This window comes from Pseudomonas sp. NFACC25, from assembly GCF_900100935.1.
Taxonomy (GTDB): domain Bacteria; phylum Pseudomonadota; class Gammaproteobacteria; order Pseudomonadales; family Pseudomonadaceae; genus Aquipseudomonas; species Aquipseudomonas marginalis.
This window is the reverse complement of sequence record NZ_FMUC01000001.1, coordinates 785,962-811,545: the sequence shown is the minus strand read 5'-3', so window position 1 is coordinate 811,545 and position 25,584 is coordinate 785,962. Positions and strand designations below refer to the sequence as shown.

Genomic DNA, 25,584 nt, shown 5'->3' with positions numbered 1-25,584 from the left:
CGGCCCAGGTCTTCCTTTTGCAATCACCGTGACCGAGTCCTGACGATGAACACTGAATTTCGCAAACCACTCCCCGGCAGCCGCCTGGATTACTTCGACGCCCGCGCGGCGGTCGATGCAATCAGCCCCGGCGCCTATGCCACGTTGCCCTACACCTCTCGTGTGCTCGCCGAGAACCTGGTGCGCCGCTGCGACCCGGCCACCCTCAACGCATCCCTGAGCCAGTTGATCGAACGCAAACGCGACCTCGACTTCCCCTGGTTCCCGGCCCGCGTCGTGTGCCACGACATTCTCGGCCAGACCGCCCTGGTCGACCTCGCCGGCCTGCGTGATGCCATCGCCCTGCAAGGCGGCGACCCGGCCCAGGTCAACCCGGTGGTCCCCACCCAGTTGATCGTCGATCACTCCCTGGCTGTCGAAGCTGGTGGTTTCGACCCGGACGCGTTCGAGAAAAACCGCGCCATCGAAGACCGTCGCAACGAAGACCGCTTCCACTTTATCGAGTGGACCAAAAAGGCCTTCAAGAACGTCGACGTGATCCCGCCGGGCAACGGCATCATGCACCAGATCAACCTGGAGAAAATGTCCCCGGTGGTCCAGGTGCGTGACGGTGTGGCCTTCCCGGATACCTGCGTCGGCACCGACAGCCATACCCCCCACGTCGATGCGTTGGGCGTGATCGCCATTGGCGTCGGCGGCCTTGAAGCCGAAAGCGTCATGCTCGGCCGCGCGTCGTGGATGCGCCTGCCGGAAAGCGTCGGCGTCGAATTGACCGGCCAGTTGCTGCCGGGCATCACCGCCACCGATATGGTGCTGGCCCTGACCGAGTTCCTGCGCCAACAGAAAGTGGTCGGCGCCTGGCTGGAATTCTTCGGTGAAGGCGCGTCCAAACTGACCCTCGGCGACCGCGCGACCATCTCCAACATGGCCCCGGAATACGGCGCCACGGCGGCCATGTTTTATATCGACCAGCAGACCATCGCCTACCTGAAACTCACCGGCCGCGAAGACGAGCAAGTCGCCCTGGTCGAGCAATACGCCCGCCACACCGGCCTGTGGGCAGACGATCTCAAAGGCGCGCAATACGAGCGTGGCCTCACCTTCGACCTGTCCAGCGTGGTGCGCAACATGGCAGGCCCGAGCAACCCGCACGCCCGAGTCGCCACCCGCGACCTGGCCGCCAAGGGCATCTCCGGCCAGTGGGATGAAGTGCCGGGGCAAATGCCCGACGGCGCGGTGATCATTGCCGCCATCACCAGTTGCACCAACACCAGTAACCCGCGCAACGTGATCGCCGCCGGGCTGCTGGCGCGCAACGCCAACAGGCTTGGGCTGACGCGCAAACCTTGGGTCAAGTCGTCCCTGGCACCGGGTTCGAAAACCGTGGCCATGTACCTGGAAGAAGCCGGCCTGGGCCATGAGCTGGAAAAGCTCGGCTTTGGCGTGGTGGCGTTTGCCTGCACCACCTGCAACGGCATGTCCGGCGCGCTCGACCCGGTGATCCAGCAAGAGATCATCGACCGCGACCTGTACGCCACCGCCGTGCTCTCGGGTAACCGTAACTTCGACGGGCGTATCCACCCGTACGCCAAGCAGGCGTTCCTGGCTTCGCCGCCGCTGGTGGTGGCCTATGCGATTGCCGGCACCATCCGTTTCGACATCGAGAAGGACGTGCTCGGCCTCGACGCCGACGGCAAGGAAATCCGCCTGCAGGACATCTGGCCGAGCGACGAAGAGATCGACGCGGTGGTCAAGGCCTCGGTCAAGCCGGAGCAGTTCCGCGCGGTGTATATCCCGATGTTCGCGATCCACGAAGACACCGGCCCGAAAGTCGCGCCGTTGTACGAATGGCGCCCGCAGAGCACCTATATCCGCCGCCCACCGTACTGGGAAGGCGCGCTGGCCGGTGCGCGGCCGCTCAAGGGCATGCGCCCGCTGGCGGTGCTGCCGGACAACATCACCACCGATCACCTGTCGCCGTCCAACGCGATCATGCTCGACAGTGCCGCCGGCGAATACCTGGCGAAAATGGGCCTGCCGGAAGTCGACTTCAACTCCTACGCCACTCACCGTGGCGACCACCTGACCGCACAACGCGCGACGTTCGCCAACCCGAAACTGTTCAACGAAATGGTGCGGGAGAACGGCAAGGTCAAGCAGGGCTCCATGGCGCGGATCGAACCGGAAGGCCAGGTCACGCGCATGTGGGAAGCCATCGAGACCTACATGGAGCGCAAGCAGCCGCTGATCATCATTGCCGGCGCCGACTACGGCCAGGGCTCGTCCCGCGACTGGGCGGCCAAGGGCGTGCGCCTGGCGGGTGTGGAAGCGATTGCCGCCGAGGGTTTCGAGCGCATCCACCGCACCAACCTGGTGGGCATGGGCGTGTTGCCCCTGGAGTTCCTGCCGGGCACCGACCGTCACACCTTGCAGATTGATGGCAGCGAAACCTACGACGTGATCGGCCAACGTACCCCGCGTGCGCAGCTGACGCTGGTGATCAATCGCAAGGATGGCGAACGTGTCGAGGTGCCGGTGACGTGCCGCCTGGACACCGCCGAAGAAGTGTCGATCTACGAAGCCGGCGGCGTATTGCAACGGTTTGCCCAGGATTTCCTGGAATCGGCGACCACTGCCTGAAGAGGATGACCATGGCACACGCAGCGCAAATCAAGATCCCCGCCACCTATATGCGTGGCGGCACCAGCAAGGGCGTATTTTTCCGCCTCCAGGACCTGCCCGAGTCGGCGCAGGTGCCGGGAGCGGCGCGGGATGCCTTGCTGCTACGGGTGATCGGCAGCCCCGATCCCTACGACAAGCAAATCGACGGCATGGGCGGCGCCACATCGAGCACCAGCAAAACCGTGATCCTCGCCAAAAGCACCCGCGCCGATCATGACGTGGACTATCTGTTTGGCCAGGTCTCCATCGACAAGCCCTTTGTCGACTGGAGTGGCAACTGCGGCAACCTGTCGGCGGCGGTGGGTTCGTTCGCCATCAGCGCCGGGCTGGTCGATGCGGCCCGCGTGCCCCATAACGGCGTGGCCGTGGTGCGGGTCTGGCAGGCCAATATCGGCAAGACCATCATCGCCCACGTGCCGATCACCGACGGGGCGGTGCAGGAAACCGGCGACTTCGAGCTGGACGGCGTGACCTTCCCGGCGGCCGAAGTGCAGCTGGAATTCATGGACCCGGCGGCGGAAGAAGAGGGCGGCGGCGGTTCGATGTTCCCCACCGGCAACCTGGTTGACGACCTGGAAGTGCCGGGTGTCGGAACCTTCAAGGCCACGCTGATCAACGCCGGCATCCCGACGATTTTCATCAACGCCGAAGACCTCGGTTACACCGGCACCGAGCTGCAAGGCGCGATCAACGGCGACCCCAAGGCCTTGGCGATGTTCGAGACCGTACGGGCCTATGGCGCGTTGCGCATGGGGCTGATCAAGCACCTCGACGAAGCGGCCCAGCGCCAGCACACGCCGAAGGTGGCGTTCGTGGCCAAGCCTGCCGACTACGTGGCGTCCAGTGGCAAGGCGATCAAGGCCGGCGATGTGGATTTGCTGGTGCGCGCCCTGTCCATGGGCAAGCTGCACCACGCGATGATGGGCACGGCGGCGGTGGCGATCGGCACGGCGGCGGCGATTTCGGGGACCTTGGTCAACCTCGCTGCGGGCGGTATTGAACGCAATGCCGTGCGCTTCGGGCATCCCTCCGGCACCTTGCGCGTGGGGGCTGAAGCCACCCAGGTGGACGGTGAGTGGGTGGTGAAGAAAGCCATCATGAGCCGCAGTGCGCGGGTGTTGATGGAAGGTTTCGTCCGCGTACCCGGCGACTCTTTCTAAAGTCCAACACCAATCCCCTGTGGGAGGGGCAAGCCCCCTCCCACAGTCATAAGCAGGCATTCAGACCTGCGAAACGATCAACCCTGACCCTGAGGATGCAACAACCCTAACTCACTTTGGAGATCTGCCATGAGCACTAACGTCGACCAGAACAACCGCCCCGACTACGACCAGGTTTTGCAGGACATCGCAGACTATGTCCTCAACTACCGGATCGAGTCCCAGGCCGCCTTGGACACCGCCCGCAACTGCCTGATGGACACCCTCGGTTGCGGCCTGCTGGCCCTGCGTTTTCCCGAGTGCACCAAGCACCTGGGGCCGATGGTTGAAGGCACGGTGGTGCCGTTTGGCGCGCGGGTGCCGGGCACCTCGTTTCGCCTGGACCCGGTCAAGGCGGCCTGGGACATTGGCTGCATCGTGCGCTGGCTCGACTACAACGACACCTGGCTCGCCGCCGAGTGGGGGCATCCCTCGGATAACCTCGGCGGCATCCTTGCCGTGGCGGATCACCTGTCGCAACAGCGCGTGGCCAATGGCGACGCGCCGCTGACCGTGCGCGCGGTGCTGGATGCGATGATCATGGCCCACGAAATCCAGGGTGTGATTGCCCTGGAAAACTCGTTCAACCGCGTTGGCCTCGACCATGTGCTGTTGGTGAAAGTCGCCTCCACGGCGGTTACCGCCAAGCTGATGGGCGCCAACCGCGAACAGTTGCTGTCGGCGCTGTCTCACGCCTTCGTCGATGGCCAGGCCCTGCGCACTTATCGCCATGCGCCGAATGCCGGCTCGCGCAAATCCTGGGCGGCGGGGGATGCGTCGAGTCGCGGCGTGCGCCTGGCGGATATCGCCCTGCGCGGCGAAATGGGCATCCCTGGTGTGCTGAGCGCGCCGCAATGGGGCTTCTACGACGTGCTGTTCAGCCACACCAACAACGACCTGGCGCTCAAGCCCGAGGACAAGCGTGCGTTCAGCCTGTCCCAGCCGTATGGCACCTACGTGATGGAAAACGTGTTGTTCAAGATCAGCTTCCCCGCCGAGTTCCACGCGCAGACCGCCTGTGAAGCCGCGGTGACCTTGCATCCGTTGGTCAAGGATCGCCTGCACGACATCGAGCGCATCGTGATCACCACCCATGAGTCGGCGATTCGCATCATCTCCAAGGCCGGGCCACTGGCCAATGCGGCCGACCGTGACCATTGCCTGCAATACATGACCGCCGTGCCCCTGGCATTCGGCAACCTGGTGGCCGAGCACTACGAGGATGCATTCCACGCCGCTCACCCGATCATTGATCAGTTGCGCGACAAGATGGTCATCGTCGAAGACCCACGCTACAGCCGTGAATACCTGGAAGCCGACAAGCGTTCCATCGCCAATGCCGTGCAGGTGTTCTTCAAGGATGGCTCCAGCACCGAGCCAGTGGCGGTGGAATACCCGATTGGCCATCGCCGTCGTCGAGTGGAGGGCATTGCGTTGCTGGAAGACAAGTTCAAAGCCAACCTGGCCACGCGCTTTACCGCCCAGCGCAGTGCCGAGATCTTTGCGTTGTGCACGGACCAGGCGAAGCTCGAGGCCACGCCGGTCAATCGTTTCGTGGACCTGTTCGTCATCTAGCAGGCGCCGCAAAACTAAAAATGTGGGAGAGGCAAGCCCCTCCCACAGTTGTTGCGTTCACTCAAACCGCAGGATCACCCGGCGGTTGTGCTTGCTCTTCTTCTCGATCTTCTCGCAGAACACCCGGCCGATTTCCTCGGTGTTGAGCACATGGGTACCGCCGCATGGCTGGATATCGATCCCGCCGATTTCAATCACCCGTACCGAACCCTGGATCACCGGCGGCGCAACCGCCTGGGTGCGGGTGATCTGCAGCAGGGTGGCGTACTCCGAAGCCGGCATCGACAGGGTCTTCACCTCGTGGGCCTGTTCGATCAGCGCATTGAGGTCACGGGTGATGCTGTCCTTGTCGAGGGTCATTTCCGGCAGGTCGAAATCCAGGCGGCCTTTGTCGGCACTGATGCTGCAACCGGTCACTGGTGCGTCGATGAGCGAGCACAGCAGGTGCAGGCAGGTGTGCATTTTCATGTGCTGGTAGCGTCGCTCCCAATCCAGGCCAGCGTCCACCAGCACGCCGGCGACCAGTTGCTCGGGGCAGTGTTCCACCTGGTGCCAGATGATCGAACGCAGCACCGGGTCGCGCACCGTGCCGGTCACGTCGACCCGGGTACCGTCCGCCAGGGTCAGGTGGCCGGTATCGCCGGGTTGGCCGCCGCCGGTGGGGTAGAACAGGGTGTGCTCCAGGGCGATGCCGTGTTCGCTGACGGCAATCACCCGGGCGCTGAATGCGTTCTGGTAGGGCGCGCTGTCAAACAGCGCCAGGGTTTCCATGGTGTGCACGGACATGTTCAACCTCCGACGATCAGTGGGCTGGCCTGCAGCAGGTGGCGCACCATCGCGCTCAAGCCAGGGGGGGAGAGCAGGGTGATTTCGAATTCCGGCCCGCAGACTTTCAGGTTCAGCGGCAGGCGCGGCAGGTAGTTGCCGGATTCGAGGCGGTGCAGCCTGAATTGCAGGTGGTGACGTTCCTTCACCGTTGGCTCCAGCATCAGGCCTTGCAACGGATGAAAGTCGGCGTCCAGCACTGTGACCTTGTGGCTGGCATTGACCTCGCCGACCACGTGCAGGCGCTCATCCAGGGCGAAGGCCCCGAGGTAGTTGCTGTGGTCCGATTCATCGTTTTTTTGCAGTTGGATCTGGTTCACCACCTTCACCTTGGTGCCGGCGGGTACGTCCTGGGTGATCACACAGGAAGGGCTGATAAACACGTTGTCGCCGATCAGCACATAGCCCAGCACCCGGGCGCCGGAACCGACCTCGACGTTGTTGCCCAGGCGCGGATGGCGCTTGCCATCGGGATTGTTGGCGATGCCGCGGGCACCCAGGGTCACGCCGCAGAGGATGTAGCAATCGTTGCCGATCTCGCAGGTCTCGCCGATTACCGTGCCGTAGCCGTGGTCGAGCACAAAGCGCCGGCCGATACGCGCCGCCGGGTGGATTTCGGCCCCGGACAGGACCTTGCCCTGGTTGCTCAGCTTGAGGGCGATGCGTGAAAACACGCCGTTGGTCTGGTCGGGGAAATTCCACACCTGATGCGCAAGCCGGTAATAGAGCACCGCCTTGAACGAGGCGTAGGACTCCAGGATCAGTTCGCCGCGGCCACGGGATGCCGGGTCGCGATAGGCATAGGCGATCAAGTCCTCGGCCACCGCCTGGGCGGCATTCTGGATCAGCGGCGCGAGGTGCGGCTCCAGCTGTTTCATCTGCATGGGGGTGAGGGTCTTGATGAGCTGGGTGAGCAACTCATCGTGCAACTGTTGCATGTCGATAAAGCCGCCCATGGAGGCACCCCCGCATTCTGGCTGGTTGGAAAACCCGTTATTCGAAACTGGGCAGGTAGCTGTCGGCATTGTCGTAGACCATGGTCAACACCACCGTTTCGGGCGGCAATTCGGGGGCGAGCCTGGCGATGGCCACCATGTTGGCGGCGGAGGACAGGCCCAGGCTGATGGCGTCGGTGCGCATGATGCGTTTCATCATGTCGATGCAGCCCTGGCGCGAGACCTTGAGCATGCCGTCGATCACCTCCAGGTTGAGGATGCTCGGGATCAGGCCGATGGACAGGCCCTGGATATGGTGCGGCGCGTGCTGGTTCTTCAGCAGGTCGCATTCTTCGGGCTCCACGCCCATCACGCGCAGGGCTGGCCAGGCGGCCTTGAGGGTTTCGCCGATACCGGTGATATGGCCGCCGGTGCCGATGCCGCTGACGAAATAGTCAACACGGCGATCACCGAAGGCGCGGAGGATTTCCGGTGCGGTGGTGTCACGGTGAGTTTGCGGGTTGGCGCCGTTGCGTTGCTGGTTGAGCATCACGTAGCTGGGGTTTTCCAGCTGCAACTCCATGCATTTTTCACCGTGGGAATTGTTGCCGAGGCGGCTGTCGGAGAGCACCACCTTGGCGCCGTACAGGCGCAGCAGCTTCTGTTTTTCGGGGCTGTAGTTGTCCGGGATCACCAGCACCACCTTGTAGCCCAGCACGTTGCCGGCCATCACCAGGCCGATACCGGTATTGCCGCCGCTGGGTTCGATGATGGTTTGCCCGGCGTCACGGATCAGCACGCCGCGCCGCTCGGCGTCGAGGATCATGCCGAGGGCGATGCGCGCCTTGTGGCTGCCCCCCGGGTTGAGGGATTCGAGCTTGGCGTAGACCTCGATGCCAAGGTCTTCGGAAAACTGCGCCAGGCGGACGATCGGCGTATGGCCGATGGCGTCGAGGATAGAGTTATGCAGCATCGGTCAGCCCCCGGGTCAGTACAACGGCATGTCGGGTTCGACGTCGCGAACCCAGTGTTTCATGCCGCCTTGCAGGACTTTGGTGTTGGCGAAACCCGCCGCCAGCAGGGTGCTGGCCGCTTGCTCGGCGCGGGTGCCGGCGTAGCAGATCAGGTAATGGGTGTTGTCGCGGCTGAGGCGCCCGAGTTGGCCATCCAGCTCGGCCAGGGGGATATGCACCACCCCCGGTAATTTGCACACCTCCAGTTCGCTGGCGTCGCGCACATCCAGCAGCACGTCGGCGCTGCTGGGGTGTTCGAGTACCTGCTTGAGTCCGCGCGGCTTGATATAGCGCTCTTCGGCCAGGGACGGTTGGCTGGGCACGGCGTCCGCACAGACGGCTGGCGCCAGGGTTTCGCTGTGGCGCAGGTCGGAGCAGCACGGGCAGTCGGCACGGCGCTTGAAACGGATTTCGCTGAACTTCATCGCCAGTGCATCGAAGCGCATCAGGCGGCCGGACAGGGGCTCGCCAATGCCGATCAACAGTTTGATCGCCTCGGTGGCCTGGATCATCCCGACCACCCCGGGAAGCACGCCGATCACCCCTCCGGCGCTGCAATTGGGCGCCAGTTCCGCGGGCGGTGCGCTGGGGAACAGGCAGCGGTAGCACGGCCCGCCTTGGTAGTTGAGCACGCTGATCTGCCCGTCGAAGCGGTAGATGGCGCCGTACACCAGGGGTTTGCCCAGTTGCACGCAGGCGTCGTTGACCAGGTAGCGGGTGTCGAAATTGTCGGTGCCGTCGATGACCAGGTCATAGGCGCCCACCAGTTCCAGGGCGTTGTCGGCGTTCAGGGCGGTGTCGTGGGCGTTGATCTGGATATGGCGGTTGATGTCCTGCAAGCGCTGCTTGGCCGAGTCGACCTTGGGCATGCCCAGGGTGCTGTTGCCGTGGACGATCTGGCGTTGCAGGTTGCTGCTTTCCACCACGTCGAAATCCACCAGCCCCAGGGTACCGACACCGGCCGCTGCCAGGTACAGGCTGATGGGCGAGCCCAGGCCGCCGGTGCCGATGATCAGGACCTTGGCTTTCTTGAGGTTCAACTGGCCTTCGCGGCCGACGCCGGGCAGGGTGATATGGCGCACGTAACGTTGCACTTCCTCGTTGCTGAGGCTGTCGACGTCCATACCGCCGGAGGTGGCGAGCAGCACTTCGATGCGGGCTTTTTCCGGCAGCCGGTCATCGGCGCCGATCAGCTCTTCCTCGGCGGTGAACAGGAAGTGTTCCTTGAGCTGGTTGTTCTTTTCGTGAAACAGATGGGCGCGCAACTGCGGGTGGCTGCTGCAGAGGTTTTCAATGACTTCGCGCAATGTCGATCCGGCGCCCTCGAGGGTCGATTCCGGCAGCTTGGCCACGCGAACCAGAATGTCGGGGAAAGAGACAGCGTTCATGGACAACTCCGTGTGCAGGTCGTTGAAGGGGTTAAGGGTGAAATGCTCGCCATCCCAGGCAAACAGTTTTGAACCCAGGGCCTGGCCCTGGCGAACGTCGACCACCAAGTAACTGACGGGGTAGATCGGCTCGCCCATGAACAGGGCCTTGTCCTGGTCTTCATCGCTGAAATAGGCGCCGACATCCGGGTGGGAGTGGTAGATCACCACCACCGGGTTGTCGCTGCGAAACGCCTTGTTCATCAGCAGGGTGTCGGCCACCGAGAAGGTGTAGCCATTGGCCGCGCTGCGCGGGTACATCTCGGGGTTTTTGCGGTGCAGTTCGTTCTGGATGTTGCTGCCCAGGTACACGCTGCCGTCGGCGAAGACAAAGCCGCAACATTCCTCGGGGTAGCTGCGGCTGGCGTGGGCGTAGATCTGTTCCAGGGCTTTTGGGCGGAGGACGTCCATGTTTCTCTCGCGTTGATGGCGGGTCAATTTTTCTTGGCCAGGAGTTTTTCAATGGGCAATTTGGTGATCGCAAAGCCGGCCAGCAGGATGGCCGAATACAGCATCAGGTCGCGGGAAATCGCCACGCCTTCGTACCAGGCGCCGATGATCACCGCGAACACCGGGAAGATGATGAACACGAACGACAGGATGATCGGGCTCAAGCGCTTGAGCAGCATGAAATACACGATGAACCCACCCACCGAGGCCACCAGCCCCAGGTAGAACAGCGCGCTCCAGGAGCGCAGGGTGATGGCTTCAAAGGTCGGTGTTTCAAACCACAACCCGGCCACGAACAGCATCAGCCCGGCAATGCCGATGGGCAGGGTGTTGTAGGTGATCACGCTGATGGCGCTGCCTTTTTGCTTGGTGATGACGTAGCACAAGGCGTGCATGATCGCGGCCGCCAGGATCGCCAGTACCCCCAGGAACTCGGCGTGGTCCAGGTGCAGGCCCTGGCTCCTGATGATCATGTAGAGGCTGCCGAAGCCGATACCGATGCCGACCACCTGGGAAAAGTAGATGCGCTCGCGCAGGAACAACGCGGAGAAAATCAGGATGAATACCGGCATGCAACTGAACAGCAGGGCGGTGAGACCGGATGACACATGCATCTCGCCGTAGTTGAGCAGGTAGTAGGGCACGCTGAAGTAGGACAGGGTCACGAACACGAAGAACCAGCGGCTCTCGCGGGGAAACAGGATGGGCTCGCGGCGCACCTTGGCAAAGCACAGGAACAGCGGGAAGGCGATCAGGAAGCGCAGGCCGGCGGACGTCAGCGGCGGCACGCTCTCCACGGCGATCTTGATCCCCAGCCACGTGGTGCCCCAGCTCAGGCACACGATCAGGAACATCACGCTGGTCACCAGCCCGGCCAGCCACTGTTTTTGCGTTTTGGTTTTGGCGGTGTTTTCGAGAACGGCGGACATTGGCATCGTTTATTGCTTCCCTGAGCCTGAATTGAACTCTATATTGAACTTGTAATGAGTTATGAAATTCGGCGATTGAACCCGTAAAAGCACACTATTAGGGCGAAAGATGGCTGTCAAAACAAATATTGACATGGTGTCAATTATGCGTGAGGGGTTGTCCAACGGGCAGGGCGTGAAGTACAAGCGCCTGTCCGATGTCATGGAACGGGGCATCCTCGAAGGCTTGATTGAGCCGGGACGAAAACTGCCGCCTCATCGGGTGCTTTCCGACAATCTGGGGGTGACCATCGGCACCATCAGCCGGGCCTACGGTGAGCTGGAGCGTCTGGGTTTGGTAGTAGCGCGAGTGGGTGACGGCACTTTCGTCCGCAAGCGTGGGATGGAGCGCCAGCGTGATGAAGGCTTTCGTAACTTCAGCGAGGAGCCGCGCCAGTACTTCGACATGAGTCGCAACATGCATATCCCGGGTCAGGAAACCACCTTCCTGGCACAGAGCTTCCAAACCCTGTCGACCAACGCCAAGTTCCTCCAGGACATCAGCGCCTACACTCCCGATGCCGGCCTGCCGCGTTATCGCGACGCGGGCGCGCAGTGGCTGGTGCAGCGTGATTTTCATCCGATCCCCGAGCAGGTGATCTGCGTCAACGGCGGCCAGCATGGCCTGCTGTGCGCGATGATGGCCCTGTTGCGCGCCGGCGATACGGTGGTCACCGAACAATTGACTTACCCGGGGCTGATCACCGCGGCTCGCATGCTGGGTATCCGCCTGATCGGCCTGGAGATGGACGAAGAAGGCGTGCTGCCGAGCGCGCTGGATGAAGTCTGTCGTAATCACCGGGTTTCAGCGCTGTATTGCACGCCGACCATCCAGAACCCGACCACGGCGGTGTTATCCGTGGCGCGCCGCGAAGCCCTGGTGAAGGTGTGCCGGGAACATAATCTGCTGATTCTTGAGGACGAAGCCCACGGCGTGTTGGTTGAAGACCGTCCACCGCCCCTCAGCCATTTTGCCCCCGAACGTACGATTTTGATCAGCAGCCTGAGCAAGGCCGTGTCTGCCGGGCTGCGTGTGGGCTATGTGCATGCGCCCCCGGCGCTGGTCAGCCGTATCTCGGCGGCGTTGCGCTCCACCTGCTGGATGGCCACGCCGGTGACCCTGGAACTGGCGACGCAGTGGATCGAAAACGGCACGGCGGAATACCTGCTGCGCCAACAGATCAACGAGATCAGCCGCCGCAAGACCCTGGTGCAGGACCTGTTGGCCGGCCTGGCGTACCGCACCCACCTGAACAGCCCGCACTTCTGGATCGAGGTGCCGGAGCCCTGGCGCGCGTCGGAAATCGAGGCGGAGCTCAAGCAGAATAATTACCTGATCGCCACCGCCGAGGCGTTTGCCGTGGGGCAGACGGCGGTGCCGCAGTTCATTCGGGCGAGTATCTGCAATACCTCGGGGGATGATCAGTTGTTGCGGGCGGGGTTTGATGTGTTGGCGACGGCGTTGGGGCAAGGGGGAGGGCGGTTTCACCTATAGCGAGTGGACGTCCATGCTGTGAGCAGGCTCGTTGTGGTGAGCGGGCTTGCCCCGCGTTGGGCTGCGAAGCAGCCCCAATCAAGATAAATGCGGTGTGTCAGCCAGTTCTCGGTGACTGGTTTAGGGCTGCTGCGCAGCCCAGCGCGGGGCAAGCCCGCTCGCCACAGTAAAACAGTGTCTCAAGGCATTATTTGAAGCGCCGCTCCACACCTTTCTCCACCAGAATCTTCGCCGAAATCTCTTCCACCGAAAAATGCGTGGAATTGATATGCGCAATGTTCTCGCGACGGAACAGATTTTCTACTTCGCGCACTTCGAACTCGCACTGGGCATAGCTGGAGTAGCGGCTGTTGGGCTTGCGCTCGTTGCGGATGGCGGTGAGACGGTCCGGGTCGATGGTCAGGCCGAACAGCTTGTGCGAATGGGCGCGCAGCGCGGCGGGCAGCGTCAGGTGCTCCATGTCGTCTTCGGTCAGCGGGTAGTTGGCCGCACGGATGCCGAATTGCATGGCCATGTACAGACAGGTGGGCGTTTTGCCGCAGCGCGACACGCCGACCAGGATCAGATCGGCCTTGTCGTAGTAGTGAGTGCGGGCGCCGTCGTCGTTGTCGAGGGCGAAGTTCACCGCCTCGATACGCTCCATATAATTGGAGTTGTGCCCAATGGAATGGGACTTTCCGACCGAATAGGAGGAGTGTTCGCTCAACTCCTGCTCCAGCGGCGCCAGGAACGTCGAGAAAATGTCGATCATGAAACCATTCGACGTTGCGAGAATCTCACGGATGTCTTGATTGACGATGGTGTCGAAAATGATCGGCCGAAAGCCGTCTTTTTCAGCCGCCAGATTGATTTGTTGTACCATGGCCCGCGCTTTATCCACGCTGTCGATATAGGGCCGCGTGAATTTGGCGAAGGTATTGTTTTCGAACTGCGCGAGCAGGCTCTGACCCAGGGTTTCGGCGGTAATGCCGGTGCCGTCGGAGATAAAGAAAGCAGATCGTTTCATTTGAGCCCTGGGCCTTAAGCTGATGACGAATCTTGGATATGATAGGCGCGATTTTGCCGTCCCATAGTGGGCCGCATTCTCACTTATTTTCCAGGTCCAGGCCACAAACGCGGGTAATCGCTCCTACGAGCAGCCGGCGTCCTGAGCTTTTCCAACACAGTTAGTGGAGAGATCACCTTGGTAGAGTACGTAGTTTCCCTCGATAAGCTCGGCGTCCATGATGTAGAGCACGTAGGGGGCAAGAACGCATCCCTCGGCGAGATGATCAGTAATCTTGCAGGCGCAGGTGTGTCGGTGCCGGGTGGTTTCGCCACCACGGCCCAGGCCTACCGCGATTTCCTCGAACTGAGCGGCCTCAACGCTCAGATCCACGCCGCGCTGGATGCCCTGGACGTCGATGACGTCAACGCCCTGGCCAAAACCGGTGCCCAGATCCGCCAATGGATCATGGAAGCCGAGTTCCCCGAGAAGCTCAACGAAGAAATCCGCACCGCCTTCGCCACCCTGTCGGCCGGCAACCCGGACATGGCCGTCGCCGTGCGCTCCTCGGCCACCGCCGAAGACCTGCCCGACGCCTCCTTCGCCGGCCAGCAAGAGACCTTCCTTAACATCCGCGGCGTGGAAAACGTGATCCGTGCCGCCAAGGAAGTGTTTGCCTCGCTGTTCAACGACCGTGCCATTTCCTACCGTGTACACCAGGGTTTCGACCACAAGCTGGTGGCCCTGTCCGCTGGCGTGCAGCGCATGGTGCGTTCGGAAACCGGCACCGCCGGCGTGATGTTCACCCTCGACACCGAGTCGGGCTTCCGTGACGTGGTGTTTATCACCGGCGCCTACGGCCTGGGCGAAACCGTTGTACAAGGCGCGGTCAACCCCGACGAATTCTACGTGCACAAGCACACCCTTGAAGCCGGCCGCCCGGCCATCCTGCGCCGCAACCTGGGCAGCAAGGCCATCAAGATGATCTACGGCGACGAGGCCAAGGCCGGTCGTTCGGTGAAAACCGTGGACGTCGACAAAGCCGAGCGCGCGCGCTTCTGCCTGAGCGACGCGGAAGTCAGCGAGTTGGCCAAGCAAGCGATGATCATCGAAAAGCACTACCAGTGCCCGATGGACATCGAATGGGCCAAGGACGGTGACGACGGCAAGCTGTACATCGTGCAGGCCCGCCCGGAAACCGTGAAGAGCCGTACCTCGGCCAACGTCATGGAACGCTACCTGCTGAAAGAAACCGGCACCGTGCTGGTGGAAGGCCGTGCCATCGGCCAGCGCATCGGCGCCGGCAAGGTGCGGATCATCAAGGACGTGTCCGAGATGGACAAAGTCCAGCCTGGCGACGTGCTGGTTTCCGACATGACCGACCCGGACTGGGAACCGGTGATGAAGCGTGCCAGCGCTATCGTGACCAACCGTGGCGGGCGTACCTGCCATGCGGCGATCATCGCGCGCGAACTGGGGATCCCGGCAGTGGTCGGTTGCGGCAACGCCACCCAACTGCTCAAGGACGGCCAGGGCGTGACCGTGTCCTGTGCCGAAGGCGACACCGGCTTCATCTTTGAAGGCGAGCTGGGCTTCGACATCAAGCAAAACTCCATCGACGCCATGCCCGACCTGCCGTTCAAGATCATGATGAACGTCGGCAACCCGGACCGTGCCTTCGACTTCGCGCAGTTGCCGAACGCCGGTGTGGGCCTGGCCCGCCTGGAGTTCATCATCAACCGCATGATCGGTGTGCACCCCAAGGCCCTGTTGAACTACGACGGCCTGCCGCTGGACATCAAGGAAAGCGTGGACAAGCGCATCGCCGGCTACGACGACCCGGTGGGCTTCTACGTCGAGAAGCTGGTGGAAGGCATCAGCACCCTGGCGGCGGCGTTCTACCCGAAAAAGGTCATCGTGCGCCTGTCGGACTTCAAGTCCAACGAATACGCCAACCTGATCGGCGGCAAGCTCTATGAGCCGGAAGAAGAGAACCCGATGCTGGGCTTCCGTGGCGCCTCGCGTTACATCAGCGAAGCGTTCCGTGACTGCTTCGAGCTTGAGTGCCGCGCCCTCAAGCGTGTGCGCAACGAGATGGGCCTGACCAACGTCGAGATCATGGTGCCGTTCGTCCGTACCCTGGGCGAAGCGAGCCAGGTCGTCGACCTGCTGGCCGAAAACGGCCTGTCCCGCGGCGAAAATGGCCTGCGCGTGATCATGATGTGCGAACTGCCGTCCAACGCCATCCTCGCCGAAGAGTTCCTGGAGTTCTTCGACGGCTTCTCCATCGGTTCCAACGACCTGACCCAGCTCACCCTGGGCCTGGACCGCGATTCCGGGATCATCGCCCACCTGTTCGACGAGCGTAACCCTGCGGTCAAGAAGCTGCTGGCCAACGCCATCCAGGCGTGCAACAAGGCCGGCAAGTACATCGGTATCTGCGGCCAGGGCCCTTCCGATCACCCAGACCTGGCCAAATGGCTGATGGAGCAGGGTATCGAAAGCGTCTCGCTGAACCCTGACTCCGTGCTGGAAACCTGGTTCTTCCTGGCGGAAGGCCAAGCGTCCGCCTGAGGTCGCCATGTCAAAAGTGCCGGTCCCCCGTCAGGGTGACCGGCATTCTTATCTGTACAGGGCGGAATCCTTGCGGACGTCGCCCTTTTTTGTGCAAGAGCATTATGCAAAGCAGCAGCAACCTGTTTCCTGTCGCCCTGATCAGCGCTGAGCGTCGTGGCGACCTGAGTGAAGACGTGTATCGCCTCAAGCCCGGTAACAGCCCCGACGGTACCGTCGAGCTGGCGGTGACCCGTTTGGGCCTGGCCGATGTCCCGGAAAACCGGGGCATCCCGGTTATTTTGTTGCACGGCAGTTTTTCCAACCGGCGTTTCTGGTATTCGCCCAAGGGGATCGGCCTGGGCGCCTACCTGGCCCGCCAGGGGTTCGATGTGTGGATCCCGGAAATGCGCGGTCATGGGCTGTCCCGGCGCAACCAGGGCTACGCCCGCAACCGCGTCGCCGACTACGCGCGTTACGATCTGCCGGCCATTGGCGCCTTTGTGCGTGAGCAAAGTGCGCAGATTCCCCATTGGATGGGTCATTCTCTCGGCGCTACAACCCTGGCGGCGGCCCTGGGTGGGCAGCACCTGGGGGCGCCGGCAGTGGCCTCGGTGGCGCTGTTTGGCTGTCAGGTCAGTCGCAGCCACTGGCCCTTGAAACTTCCCCCGGTGGAGTGGACCGGCCGTCTGCTGTTGAAGCGTTTCGGCGCAGTGTCCGGCTCGCGGCTCAAGCGGGGCCCGGAGGACGAACCGGCGGGCGTGCTGATCGAAGCCATGCGCTGGAATGGCCTGTTCGGTCGCTTTGGCGAAGGTAAGCGCGATTGGTGGAAAGGCCTGGCGGACGTCGATGTGCCGCTGTTGGCCGTCAGCGCGGCGGGCGATCGGCAGGATCCGGACTGGGCGTGCCGTAAGCTGTTCGAGCAGATCGGCTCCGAGCACCGTCAGTACCTGTGCCTGGGGCGCCAGCAAGGGTTCAGCGGTGATTTCGGGCATGTGGAAATGCTCGTCAGCAAGGCCGCCCAGGCCGAGGTCTGGCCGCTGGTTGAGCAATGGTTGAACGACCCGCTGGCACCTTTATTGGCTGCCAAGCCCGAGGCATTGGTCGTAGTTTGACCCAGGGCTCTGCCAAGGGCGTTTCGCTCGTGTGTGGTTGCGGCTAATATATGACGCGTTAAACGCTTCTGGTCATATTCAGTCGCGCAGTGGTTATTGCGTTACGACGAAGCGGATGGGATGTTGCGCACCGGCTCCGGCTGGTGCTTCTTTCGAAAGACACTTCTTTGGCGGAAAGGAATTTTTCAATGAACCATTACGTGACCCCCGACCTGTGCGACGCCTACCCGGACCTGGTGCAGGTAGTCGAGCCGATGTTCAGCAACTTCGGTGGCCGAGATTCCTTCGGCGGCGAGATTGTCACCATCAAATGTTTCGAAGATAACTCCCTCGTCAAGGAGCAGGCCGACCAGCCGGGCGCCGGCAAGGTGCTGGTGGTCGACGGTGGTGGTTCCCTGCGGCGCGCGTTGCTGGGCGACATGATCGCCGAGAAAGCCGCGAAAAACGGTTGGGAAGGGTTGGTGATCTATGGCTGCATCCGTGACGTCGATGTGATCGCCCAGACCGACCTTGGGGTACAGGCGCTGGCCAGTCATCCGATGAAAACCGATAAGCGCGGGATCGGCGACCTGAACGTCGTGGTGACATTCGCGGGTGTGACGTTCCGCCCGGGTGAGTACATCTACGCCGACAATAATGGCGTGATCGTCTCGCCAAGCCCGCTGCAGATGCCTGAATAAACCGCAATAACCGACAGGGGTGAGGATGTTCGAGGAAGAAAACGCGCAGTGGGGGCTGGTGCATGCCCTGGTGCTGGACGGTAAAGGCGGTGCGCGTTCGATTGCCCGGACTGAGCTCGACGACTTGCAACTGCAGCCCCAGGAAAGCCTGTGGCTGCACTGGGATCGCAGCCATCCCCAGACCCAGACCTGGCTGCGCAAATCCAGTGGCTTGAGCGAATTCGCCTGTGACCTGCTGCTGGAGGAGAACACCCGCCCACGCCTGTTGCCGCTGCCGGATGCCGAGTTGCTGCTGTTCCTGCGCGGGGTCAACCTCAATCCGGGGGCCGAGCCGGAAGACATGGTCTCGGTACGTATCTTCGCTGCCGCCAGCCGTGTGATCTCCCTGCGTCTGCGCCCGTTGCGCGCCACCGATGAACTGCTGGTGCAGTTGGCGGATGGCAAGGGGCCGAAAACCGCTTCGGAGCTCATCCTTTATATGGCGCAGTACCTGACCAACAAGGTCCAGGATCTGGTCACGGATTTGTCGGAAATCGTCGATGCGGAGGAAGAAAAACTCGATACCGACGAACGGTATACACCTGAACATGGCAGTGTTTTGCAGATCCGTCGCCGAGCGGCCGGGCTAAAGCGTTTCCTGTCGCCGCAGCGGGATATTTTTGCCCAGCTCACGCGGATAAAATTGCCGTGGTTCTGTGACGACGATGCCGACTATTGGAACGAATTGAACAACAGCCTGACCCGCTACCTGGAAGAACTCGAATTGACCCGGGAGCGCGTGGGGCTTGTGCTTGAGGCCGAAGACCGACGCTTGAGCGTACGCATGAACCGCACCATGTACCGCTTCGGGATCATCACGGGAATCTTCCTGCCGATGAGTTTCCTGACCGGTTTGCTGGGTATAAATGTGGGGGGCATACCGTTCTCTGCCAGCCCCTACGGATTCGTGATTGCATGCCTGTTGATGGTCTCGGTGGCACTCGGACAATGGTGGCTGTTTCGACGATTGCGCTGGGTTTGAGCTGAATATGACCTGAACGTAGGAAGGGGCCTATGTGACCCCAGGAATTTTACCCTCGTCTTTTAAAACACTTGCGAGAGGTCTTTATGCACGATCCGTTCGAACAGTCTTTGCGTGACATGCTCAATGCCTCGCCGTCCAACCGTGACGACGATGCCTGCCTGGGCCGCGTATTGAAAACCGCTAACCGTCAGGTGGGCGCGGGTGACCTGTTCGGTCTGCTCGGCCGCTGGATGCCGGCGTTGATGATGGCCCTGAACAACGGTTCGGCCCACGTGTCGCCGGTTTCCCGTCGTAAACCTCTTGCTCGCACTGCTGATAAGGCTGATTGAATATGGAACTTGATCTCTGGACCCAGAGCCTGGTCACCGCGATGACCGCATTGTGGACCAAGGTGGCGAATTTCATCCCCAACCTGTTTGGTGCCCTGGTCCTGGTGTTGCTGGGCTTTGTCGTGGCCAAGCTGCTCGACACCCTGCTGTCCAAATTGCTCGCGAAACTGGGCCTTGACCGCCTGATGGCCGGCACCGGCCTGACCAAGCTGCTGGGCCGCGCCGGGTTGCAGGTGCCGATCTCCACGTTGATCGGCAAGATCGTCTATTGGTTTGTTTTGCTGATTTTTCTGGTTTCTGCGGCGCAATCCCTTGGACTTGAGCGAGTTTCAGCTACGCTCGACATGCTGGCGCTGTATTTACCGAAGGTTTTCGGCGGCGCGCTGGTGCTTCTCGTAGGCGTTTTGCTTGCTCAACTGGCCAATGGGCTGGTGCGCGGCGCCGCTGAAGGGGTGGGGTTGGATTATGCCGCTGGCCTGGGGCGCATCGCCCAGGGGTTGGTGATCATCATCAGTATTTCGGTCGCGATCAGCCAGTTGGAGGTCAAGACTGACCTGCTCAACCACGTGATCGTCATCGTTTTGATTACCGTTGGTCTGGCCGTTGCGCTGGCCATGGGCTTGGGAAGCCGGGAAATTGCCGGCCAGATTCTCGCGGGAATCTATGTGCGTGAGTTGTATCAGGTTGGGCAACAGGTGCGTGTGGGCGAGGTCGAAGGGCAAATCGAGGAGATCGGCACAGTCAAGACGACGGTGCTGACCGATGACGGCGACCTGGTGTCGCTGTCCAATCGGATTCTCCTCGAGCAGCAGGTCAGTAGCCGCTAACCCGGTAAACCCTGCTAATGTACGCCGCCGCAAGCCCGGCTGACCGGGCTGTAGCGGACATTGACCTGACTGTCGGCACGACTTGTTTTGAATAAAGCCCAAACGCTGTCCACGCGCTATGACCCCCGTGAGCTCTCTGATGAGGAGTTGGTCGCGCGCTCGCACACGGAGCTGTTTCACGTAACTCGCGCGTATGAAGAATTGATGCGCAGATATCAACGCACTCTGTTCAACGTTTGTTCAAGGTATTTAGGGAACGATAGAGATGCGGATGATGTCTGTCAGGAAGTGATGCTCAAGGTGCTGTACGGCCTGAAGAACTTCGAGGGCAAATCGAAGTTCAAGACGTGGCTGTACAGCATCACCTACAACGAGTGCATCACGCAGTATCGGAAGGAACGGCGAAAGCGTCGCTTGATGGACGCCTTGAGTCTGGACCCCCTTGAGGAGGCGTCTGAAGAAAAGGCGCCGGCACCCGAGGAAAAGGGCGGACTCGATCGCTGGCTGGTGTATGTGAACCCGATTGACCGGGAAATTCTGGTGCTACGATTTGTCGCAGAGCTGGAGTTCCAGGAAATCGCTGACATCATGCACATGGGTTTGAGTGCTACAAAAATGCGTTACAAGCGTGCTCTAGATAAATTACGTGAGAAATTTGCGGGCGAGACTGAAACTTAGTGCGTGGCAAATATCTCTTACGTGTAGGCAAGTTCTGTTAGACTTGTCGCCGAGTTGTCCCCCGGTTTGTGGGACTGCTTTACAATCACCAGATGGGGATTTAACGGATGAAACTGAAAAACACCTTGGGCTTGGCCATTGGTTCTCTTATTGCCGCTACTTCTTTCGGCGTTCTGGCACAAGGCCAAGGCGCAGTTGAAGGCGAGCTGTTCTACAAGAAGCAGTACAACGATAGCGTCAAGCACATCGAAGACGGCTTCAATCCTGGCGCTCGCATCGGTTACTTCCTGACCGACGACCTGTCCTTGAACCTGTCCTACGACAAGACCAACCACACCCGTTCGAACGACGGTACTGGTAACCAGAAGATCAAAGGCGATACCGGCAGCCTGGTTGCCCAGTATCACTTCGGTCAAGCTGGCGTAGACAGCCTGCGTCCATACGTAGAAGGCGGCTTCGGTCACCAGAGCCGTACCAACGTCCAGGCTGACGGCCACAGCGGTCGCGACCAGACTACCTTCGCTACCGTTGGTACCGGCGTGAAGTACTACTTCACCAACAACCTGTACGCTCGTGCCGGTGTTGAAGCTGACTACGGTCTGGACAACGGCAAGTGGGACTACTCCGCACTGGTTGGCCTGGGCGTGAACTTCGGCGGTAACGCTGGCGCAGCTGCTCCAGCTCCTACCCCAGCACCAGCTCCAGAGCCAACTCCAGAGCCAGAAGCTCCAGTTGCCCAGGTTGTTCGTGTTGAGCTGGACGTTAAGTTCGACTTCGACAAGGCCGTTGTTAAGCCTAACAGCTACGGCGACGTGAAAAACCTGGCCGACTTCATGGCTCAGTACCCAGCTACCAACGTAGAAGTTGCTGGTCACACTGACTCCGTAGGTCCAGACGCCTACAACCAGAAGCTGTCCCAGCGTCGTGCTGACGCTGTTAAGCAAGTCCTGGTTAAAGATGGCGTTCAGCCTAGCCGCATCACCGCGGTAGGTTACGGCGAATCCCGCCCAGTTGCTGACAACGCAACTGAAGCTGGTCGTGCTGTTAACCGTCGCGTAGAAGCGTCGGTTGAAGCTACCGCTCAGTAATTACTGAGATGTAGAAAAAACCCGGCTTCGGCCGGGTTTTTTTTCGCCTGGAATTTGCCTCAGGCGCTGACTGCGGCTGCGACATAAGCCGTCTGCTCGGCGGCCGCAACATGGCCGATCACCAGAATCGCCGGGCTCTTCAAGGCAAATGCCTGTGCGTCTTCATGCATCCGCGACAGCTCACTGCGGCATTCGCGCTGTTGGGGCAGTGAGGCGTTTTCGATCATCGCCACCGGCATATCTGCCGCCATCCCGCCTTCGAGCAATTGCTGGCGAATCTCCTCCAGCTTGGCCACTCCCATATACACCACCAATGTCGTCCCGCCCTCGGCCAACGCGCGCCAATTAAGGCTGCTGTCGTCCTGGGTATGGGCCGTGACCAGGGTCACACCGCGGCTGACGCCACGCAACGTCAGTGGAATCGCGCAATTCGTTGCCCCCGCCAGCCCGGCGGTGATCCCGTTGACCAACTCTACCTCGACGCCGCGTTCGCGCAGCCATACGGCTTCTTCGCCACCGCGGCCGAAAATGCACGGGTCACCCCCTTTCAGCCGCACTACGCACTTGCCTTGGCGGGCGTAACGCAGCATCAGGCGGTGGATAAAGTCCTGCGGGGTCGAGCGGCAGCCGCCGCGTTTGCCGACCGTGATCACCCGCGCTTCGGCGCAGTGCTCCAGCACTGCGGGGTTGACCAGGTCATCGATCAGTACCACATCGGCTTCGTGCAGGGCCCGTACAGCCTTGAGGGTCAACAGCTCCGGATCGCCAGGGCCCGCGCCCACCAGCCAGACTTTTGCGTTCATGGGTTTTTCCTCGTCTAGAGCTGACGTCAGTTGTGAAAGAGTGAATACAGAAGAATCAGATTGATCAGCATCGAGACCAGGCCCAAGGTGCGCCAGACCTTCAACGGTTCGCGCTCCAGCAGGGGCCTGGGGCGGATGCTCAGTTCATGGCGGTCCGCCTGTTCCAGCACCAGCAGCCATTCCTCGGCGGTTTCATAGCGATGCGCCGGCTGGGCAGCCACGGCGCGCTCCAGGCTCAGGGGGAGCCAATCGGGGAGATCCGGGCGATAGCGGCTGGCGCTGACAGCCTGGGCAAATCGAGGCCGTTGGAAGGCTTCGATTTCCCCGTAGGGGTAATGCCCGGTCAACAGGTAATACAAGGTGACGCCTACGCTGTACAAATCCTGCTGGGCTGTCGGACGGTCGCCATTGAACGCTTCGGGCGCGATAAAGCTCGGGGTGCCCGGCAGTACGTGGGCCCGGTCCTCAGAAAGACCCGGGCAGTAGGCCAGGCCGAAATCCAGCACGCGCAATTCACCGTCATCCCCCAGCAGCAGGTTTTCCGGCTTGATGTCGCGGTGCAGGATCTGCCGTCGGTGCAGCATGCCGACTGCGCGCAGCAAACGCTCGGCGACGGACTGCCATTGCGCCAGGGGCAATGGGCCCTGGTGCTGGAACAGCTCGGCCAGGGTCTGCCCCGGGTATTCCCGCATGACGTAGTACAAATGCTGGCGCCCGCTGGCGGCGTGCACCTCAGGAAAGGCACGCCCGGCTACCCGTCGCAAAAACCACTCTTCCGACAGTAATGCCTGGCCGGCGTCGCTGTCGTCGTCGCGGCTCAGTGGCAGGGTTTTCAGCAGCCAGGGCTGCTGTTGGGCATCGCGCACCCGGTACAGCAACGACTGCCTGCTTTGCGCCAGCACGCTGTCCACCTGCCAGCCTTCAAAGCGTTGCCCGGATTTCAGCAGCGGTGGCAAGGGCCATTGCTGCAATTGCACCAGGGCGTCACCGAGGGTGGCAGCGCCGAGTGTGTCGACGCGCACCAGCAAGGCGCTGGCATTGTCCTGGCTGCCCGCCAGGTGTGCGGCATTGACCAGCGTGGTGACCGCCAGGTCCAGGTCGGTTTGTTCGCGCAGGATCGCGCTGATGCTGTGATCGCCCAGGGTGGCCCAGACGCCGTCGCTGAGCAGCAGGAAGCACTCACCTTCACGCAATTGACCGTCGAGAAAATCCAGCACCAGGTGCTGATCCAGGCCGAGGGCACGCTTGAGCACGTGCTGCATGCCCGGTTGCTCCCACACATGGTCTTCGCTGATGCGCTGCAACTCACCGTCCAGCCAGCGATACGCCCGGCAATCACCGACATGGGCCAGGGTGAAACGCTGGCCGCGAAAGACCAGGGCACTGAGGGTGGTCAGCAACGGCTGGCCGCCGCCATTGGCCTGCAACCAGCGGTTTTGCGCCAGCAGCAAGCGCTCCAATGCCTGTGCCACACCCCAGGTTTGCGGCGTGGCGTAGTAATCCAGGGCCAGGGCTTGCAAAGTCGAGCGTGCGGCCAGGCCGCCGTCGGCGCACTGGCTCACACCGTCGGCCATGGCGCACAGGTAGCCTTTGCTCGCCGCCAGTTCCGCTGCGGGGGTGACGACCCGCAGCGCATCCTGGTTTTCCGCCCGTGGGCCGATGGCGCTGGCGTGGGCGACGCTCAGTTGCAGGCTCATCAGACGCGCGCAGCGGTCACTGCGGCCGAACCCCAGGTGGTTCTCCAGCGACGCTTGACGCCATGCAGGCCGAACCAGGCCAGTACGCCCAGGCTGGCGAACAGCCACAAGGCCAGTTGATAGCTGCCGGTGCTCTGCTTGATTGCGCCCATGCCCGCGGCCAGGGCGAAACCGCCGATGCCGCCGGCCATGCCGATCAAGCCGGTCATCACACCGATCTCACGCCGGAAACGCTGTGGCACCAACTGGAACACCGCGCCATTGCCCGCACCCAGGCCGAGCATGGTGCAGACGAAGAGCGCCAGTGCCGCGTAGGAGCTGGGCAGGTTGAAACCCACTGCCGCAATGCAGATCGCCGCGACACTGTACATGCCGAGCAGGGTGCGGATTCCGCCGAAACGGTCGGCCAGGGCGCCGCCCAGTGGGCGCATCAGGCTGCCACCGAACACGCAGGCGGCGGTGTAGTAGCCGGCAGTCATGGGGCTCAGGCCGTATTGGTCGTTGAAATAGCCGGGCAGGGCGCTGGCCAGGCCGATAAAACCGCCGAAGGTCACGCTGTAGAAAAACATGAACCACCAGCTGTCGCGGTCGCCCAGGGCCTTGAAGTAATCGGCCATGGACTTGGCTTTCGGCCGCTCGGGTGCATTGCGTGCCAGCCAGGCGAAGACGATCAGCGTCAGGATCAGCGGAATCAGCGCAAAGCCGAACACATTGCTCCAGCCAAACGCCGCCGCCAGCACAGGGGCCAGCAACGCCGCGAACACCGTGCCCGAGTTACCCGCACCGGCGATGCCCATGGCCTTGCCCTGGTGTTCGGCCGGGTACCATTGGGACGCCAGCGGCAGTGCCACCGCAAAGGACGCGCCGGCCATGCCGAGGAACAGTCCCAGCAACAAGGCTTGTTCGTAGCTGTGAATCCCCAGTTTCCAGGCGCTGAACAAGGCGACGATCACAATCACCTGGCCAATCAGCCCGGCGGTCTTGGGCGACAGCTTGTCCGCCAGCATGCCCATCAGGAAACGCAGCACCGCGCCGGCCAGGATCGGCGTCGCCACCATCAGGCCGCGTTGTTGGGTGGTCAGGTGCAGGTCGGCGGCAATCTGCACCGCCAGGGGGCCCAATAAATACCAGACCATGAAACTCAGGTCGAAATACAGGAACGCGGCAAACAGGGTCGGGGTGTGCCCGGATTTCCAGAAGCTTGATTTCATCACGCACCTCAACGGTTGGGAGTCT

At 61.8% G+C, this 25,584-nt stretch carries 21 protein-coding genes; 12 read left to right on the top strand and 9 right to left on the bottom strand.

Going from position 1 to position 25,584, the window contains the following annotated elements; all coding sequences use genetic code 11:
• Positions 1 to 45 precede the first annotated feature (45 nt).
• From acnD to prpD, 3 genes are all read left to right on the top strand, one after another.
• Entirely contained in the window at positions 46 to 2,640 is a 2,595-nt protein-coding gene (acnD, locus tag BLQ09_RS03825; protein ID WP_092355421.1) for a Fe/S-dependent 2-methylisocitrate dehydratase AcnD, read from the top strand.
• A gap of 11 nt (positions 2,641 to 2,651) precedes the next feature.
• Positions 2,652 to 3,842, top strand: coding sequence for a 2-methylaconitate cis-trans isomerase PrpF (gene prpF, locus BLQ09_RS03820; RefSeq protein WP_027603673.1), 1,191 nt, complete (start codon positions 2,652 to 2,654; stop codon positions 3,840 to 3,842).
• A gap of 129 nt (positions 3,843 to 3,971) precedes the next feature.
• Positions 3,972 to 5,456 carry a 2-methylcitrate dehydratase gene (gene prpD, locus BLQ09_RS03815; protein WP_092355419.1) on the top strand — a complete coding sequence of 495 codons (1,485 nt, stop codon included), beginning with the start codon at positions 3,972 to 3,974 and terminating at the stop codon, positions 5,454 to 5,456.
• Positions 5,457 to 5,513: 57 nt separating this feature from the next.
• On the opposite strand, the gene BLQ09_RS03810 is transcribed toward prpD, so the two are convergent.
• From BLQ09_RS03810 to BLQ09_RS03790, 5 genes are read right to left on the bottom strand one after another with little or no spacing between them, the layout of a single operon-like run.
• Entirely contained in the window at positions 5,514 to 6,242 is a 729-nt protein-coding gene (locus tag BLQ09_RS03810) for an alanyl-tRNA editing protein (protein WP_092355416.1), read from the bottom strand.
• A 2-nt stretch (positions 6,243 to 6,244) separates the two neighbouring features.
• Positions 6,245 to 7,237 (bottom strand): serine O-acetyltransferase, encoded by a 993-nt coding sequence (locus BLQ09_RS03805; RefSeq protein ID WP_065940684.1) that lies wholly within the window; start codon positions 7,235 to 7,237, stop codon positions 6,245 to 6,247.
• A gap of 37 nt (positions 7,238 to 7,274) precedes the next feature.
• Complete coding sequence (locus BLQ09_RS03800; RefSeq protein WP_092355413.1) at positions 7,275 to 8,189, bottom strand: PLP-dependent cysteine synthase family protein; 915 nt, start codon at positions 8,187 to 8,189, stop codon at positions 7,275 to 7,277.
• A gap of 15 nt (positions 8,190 to 8,204) precedes the next feature.
• Positions 8,205 to 10,067, bottom strand: coding sequence for a molybdopterin-synthase adenylyltransferase MoeB (gene moeB, locus BLQ09_RS03795; protein WP_092355410.1), 1,863 nt, complete (start codon positions 10,065 to 10,067; stop codon positions 8,205 to 8,207).
• A gap of 23 nt (positions 10,068 to 10,090) precedes the next feature.
• A complete protein-coding gene (locus BLQ09_RS03790) occupies positions 10,091 to 10,984 on the bottom strand; it encodes a DMT family transporter (RefSeq protein WP_161985727.1) in 894 nt (297 codons plus the stop codon).
• Between the two features lie 160 nt (positions 10,985 to 11,144).
• Between BLQ09_RS03790 and BLQ09_RS03785 the strand changes: the two genes are divergently transcribed.
• Positions 11,145 to 12,569 carry an aminotransferase-like domain-containing protein gene (locus BLQ09_RS03785; protein ID WP_092355407.1) on the top strand — a complete coding sequence of 475 codons (1,425 nt, stop codon included), beginning with the start codon at positions 11,145 to 11,147 and terminating at the stop codon, positions 12,567 to 12,569.
• Positions 12,570 to 12,756: 187 nt separating this feature from the next.
• Here BLQ09_RS03785 and BLQ09_RS03780 read toward each other — a convergent pair whose 3' ends face one another.
• Positions 12,757 to 13,575, bottom strand: a complete 819-nt coding sequence (locus BLQ09_RS03780) for a posphoenolpyruvate synthetase regulatory kinase/phosphorylase PpsR (protein WP_027603681.1) — start codon at positions 13,573 to 13,575, stop codon at positions 12,757 to 12,759.
• Between the two features lie 177 nt (positions 13,576 to 13,752).
• Here BLQ09_RS03780 and ppsA point away from each other — a divergent pair, with 177 nt between their 5' ends.
• The 8 genes from ppsA to BLQ09_RS03740 all read left to right on the top strand — a co-directional run bounded on the left by ppsA (position 13,753) and on the right by BLQ09_RS03740 (position 21,848).
• The gene (gene ppsA, locus BLQ09_RS03775; RefSeq protein WP_027603682.1) at positions 13,753 to 16,128 is read left to right on the top strand and encodes a phosphoenolpyruvate synthase; all 2,376 of its coding nucleotides are present in this window, start codon (positions 13,753 to 13,755) and stop codon (positions 16,126 to 16,128) included.
• A gap of 104 nt (positions 16,129 to 16,232) precedes the next feature.
• Positions 16,233 to 17,222 (top strand): alpha/beta fold hydrolase, encoded by a 990-nt coding sequence (locus BLQ09_RS03770; RefSeq protein WP_027603683.1) that lies wholly within the window; start codon positions 16,233 to 16,235, stop codon positions 17,220 to 17,222.
• Between the two features lie 188 nt (positions 17,223 to 17,410).
• Entirely contained in the window at positions 17,411 to 17,902 is a 492-nt protein-coding gene (rraA, locus tag BLQ09_RS03765; RefSeq protein WP_027603684.1) for a ribonuclease E activity regulator RraA, read from the top strand.
• A gap of 25 nt (positions 17,903 to 17,927) precedes the next feature.
• Positions 17,928 to 18,923 (top strand): zinc transporter ZntB, encoded by a 996-nt coding sequence (locus tag BLQ09_RS03760; RefSeq protein WP_027603685.1) that lies wholly within the window; start codon positions 17,928 to 17,930, stop codon positions 18,921 to 18,923.
• 86 nt (positions 18,924 to 19,009) lie between these two features.
• Positions 19,010 to 19,255 carry a hypothetical protein gene (locus BLQ09_RS03755; RefSeq protein ID WP_015885347.1) on the top strand — a complete coding sequence of 82 codons (246 nt, stop codon included), beginning with the start codon at positions 19,010 to 19,012 and terminating at the stop codon, positions 19,253 to 19,255.
• Between the two features lie 2 nt (positions 19,256 to 19,257).
• Positions 19,258 to 20,082, top strand: coding sequence for a mechanosensitive ion channel family protein (locus tag BLQ09_RS03750; protein ID WP_003175519.1), 825 nt, complete (start codon positions 19,258 to 19,260; stop codon positions 20,080 to 20,082).
• Between the two features lie 87 nt (positions 20,083 to 20,169).
• A complete protein-coding gene (gene sigX / locus BLQ09_RS03745) occupies positions 20,170 to 20,760 on the top strand; it encodes an RNA polymerase sigma factor SigX (RefSeq protein WP_010208495.1) in 591 nt (196 codons plus the stop codon).
• 107 nt (positions 20,761 to 20,867) lie between these two features.
• Positions 20,868 to 21,848, top strand: coding sequence for an OmpA family protein (locus BLQ09_RS03740; protein WP_027603686.1), 981 nt, complete (start codon positions 20,868 to 20,870; stop codon positions 21,846 to 21,848).
• 59 nt (positions 21,849 to 21,907) lie between these two features.
• On the opposite strand, the gene cobA is transcribed toward BLQ09_RS03740, so the two are convergent.
• From cobA to BLQ09_RS03725, 3 genes are read right to left on the bottom strand one after another with little or no spacing between them, the layout of a single operon-like run.
• Positions 21,908 to 22,651, bottom strand: a complete 744-nt coding sequence (gene cobA, locus BLQ09_RS03735; RefSeq protein WP_065924776.1) for a uroporphyrinogen-III C-methyltransferase — start codon at positions 22,649 to 22,651, stop codon at positions 21,908 to 21,910.
• Between the two features lie 26 nt (positions 22,652 to 22,677).
• On the bottom strand, positions 22,678 to 24,348 hold the full coding sequence (locus BLQ09_RS03730; RefSeq protein ID WP_027603688.1) for a bifunctional protein-serine/threonine kinase/phosphatase: 1,671 nt from the start codon (positions 24,346 to 24,348) through the stop codon (positions 22,678 to 22,680).
• The gene (locus tag BLQ09_RS03725; RefSeq protein WP_027603689.1) at positions 24,348 to 25,559 is read right to left on the bottom strand and encodes a nitrate/nitrite transporter; all 1,212 of its coding nucleotides are present in this window, start codon (positions 25,557 to 25,559) and stop codon (positions 24,348 to 24,350) included. Before BLQ09_RS03725 ends, BLQ09_RS03730 begins: the two co-directional genes overlap by 1 nt.
• Positions 25,560 to 25,584 lie beyond the last annotated feature (25 nt).

Coding starts and splice junctions, on each gene's coding strand:
- prpF (WP_027603673.1), top strand. CDS start 2,652: ATGGCACACGCAGCGCAAATCAAGATCCCCGCCACCTATATGCGTGGC.
- prpD (WP_092355419.1), top strand. CDS start 3,972: ATGAGCACTAACGTCGACCAGAACAACCGCCCCGACTACGACCAGGTT.
- BLQ09_RS03800 (WP_092355413.1), bottom strand. CDS start 8,189: ATGCTGCATAACTCTATCCTCGACGCCATCGGCCATACGCCGATCGTC.
- BLQ09_RS03750 (WP_003175519.1), top strand. CDS start 19,258: ATGGAACTTGATCTCTGGACCCAGAGCCTGGTCACCGCGATGACCGCA.
- BLQ09_RS03740 (WP_027603686.1), top strand. CDS start 20,868: ATGAAACTGAAAAACACCTTGGGCTTGGCCATTGGTTCTCTTATTGCC.
- BLQ09_RS03785 (WP_092355407.1), top strand. CDS start 11,145: ATGGCTGTCAAAACAAATATTGACATGGTGTCAATTATGCGTGAGGGG.
- BLQ09_RS03760 (WP_027603685.1), top strand. CDS start 17,928: ATGTTCGAGGAAGAAAACGCGCAGTGGGGGCTGGTGCATGCCCTGGTG.
- rraA (WP_027603684.1), top strand. CDS start 17,411: ATGAACCATTACGTGACCCCCGACCTGTGCGACGCCTACCCGGACCTG.
- BLQ09_RS03755 (WP_015885347.1), top strand. CDS start 19,010: ATGCACGATCCGTTCGAACAGTCTTTGCGTGACATGCTCAATGCCTCG.
- BLQ09_RS03780 (WP_027603681.1), bottom strand. CDS start 13,575: ATGAAACGATCTGCTTTCTTTATCTCCGACGGCACCGGCATTACCGCC.
- BLQ09_RS03725 (WP_027603689.1), bottom strand. CDS start 25,559: ATGAAATCAAGCTTCTGGAAATCCGGGCACACCCCGACCCTGTTTGCC.
- BLQ09_RS03730 (WP_027603688.1), bottom strand. CDS start 24,348: ATGAGCCTGCAACTGAGCGTCGCCCACGCCAGCGCCATCGGCCCACGG.
- BLQ09_RS03805 (WP_065940684.1), bottom strand. CDS start 7,237: ATGGGCGGCTTTATCGACATGCAACAGTTGCACGATGAGTTGCTCACC.
- BLQ09_RS03810 (WP_092355416.1), bottom strand. CDS start 6,242: ATGTCCGTGCACACCATGGAAACCCTGGCGCTGTTTGACAGCGCGCCC.
- BLQ09_RS03770 (WP_027603683.1), top strand. CDS start 16,233: ATGCAAAGCAGCAGCAACCTGTTTCCTGTCGCCCTGATCAGCGCTGAG.
- moeB (WP_092355410.1), bottom strand. CDS start 10,067: ATGGACGTCCTCCGCCCAAAAGCCCTGGAACAGATCTACGCCCACGCC.
- acnD (WP_092355421.1), top strand. CDS start 46: ATGAACACTGAATTTCGCAAACCACTCCCCGGCAGCCGCCTGGATTAC.
- cobA (WP_065924776.1), bottom strand. CDS start 22,651: ATGAACGCAAAAGTCTGGCTGGTGGGCGCGGGCCCTGGCGATCCGGAG.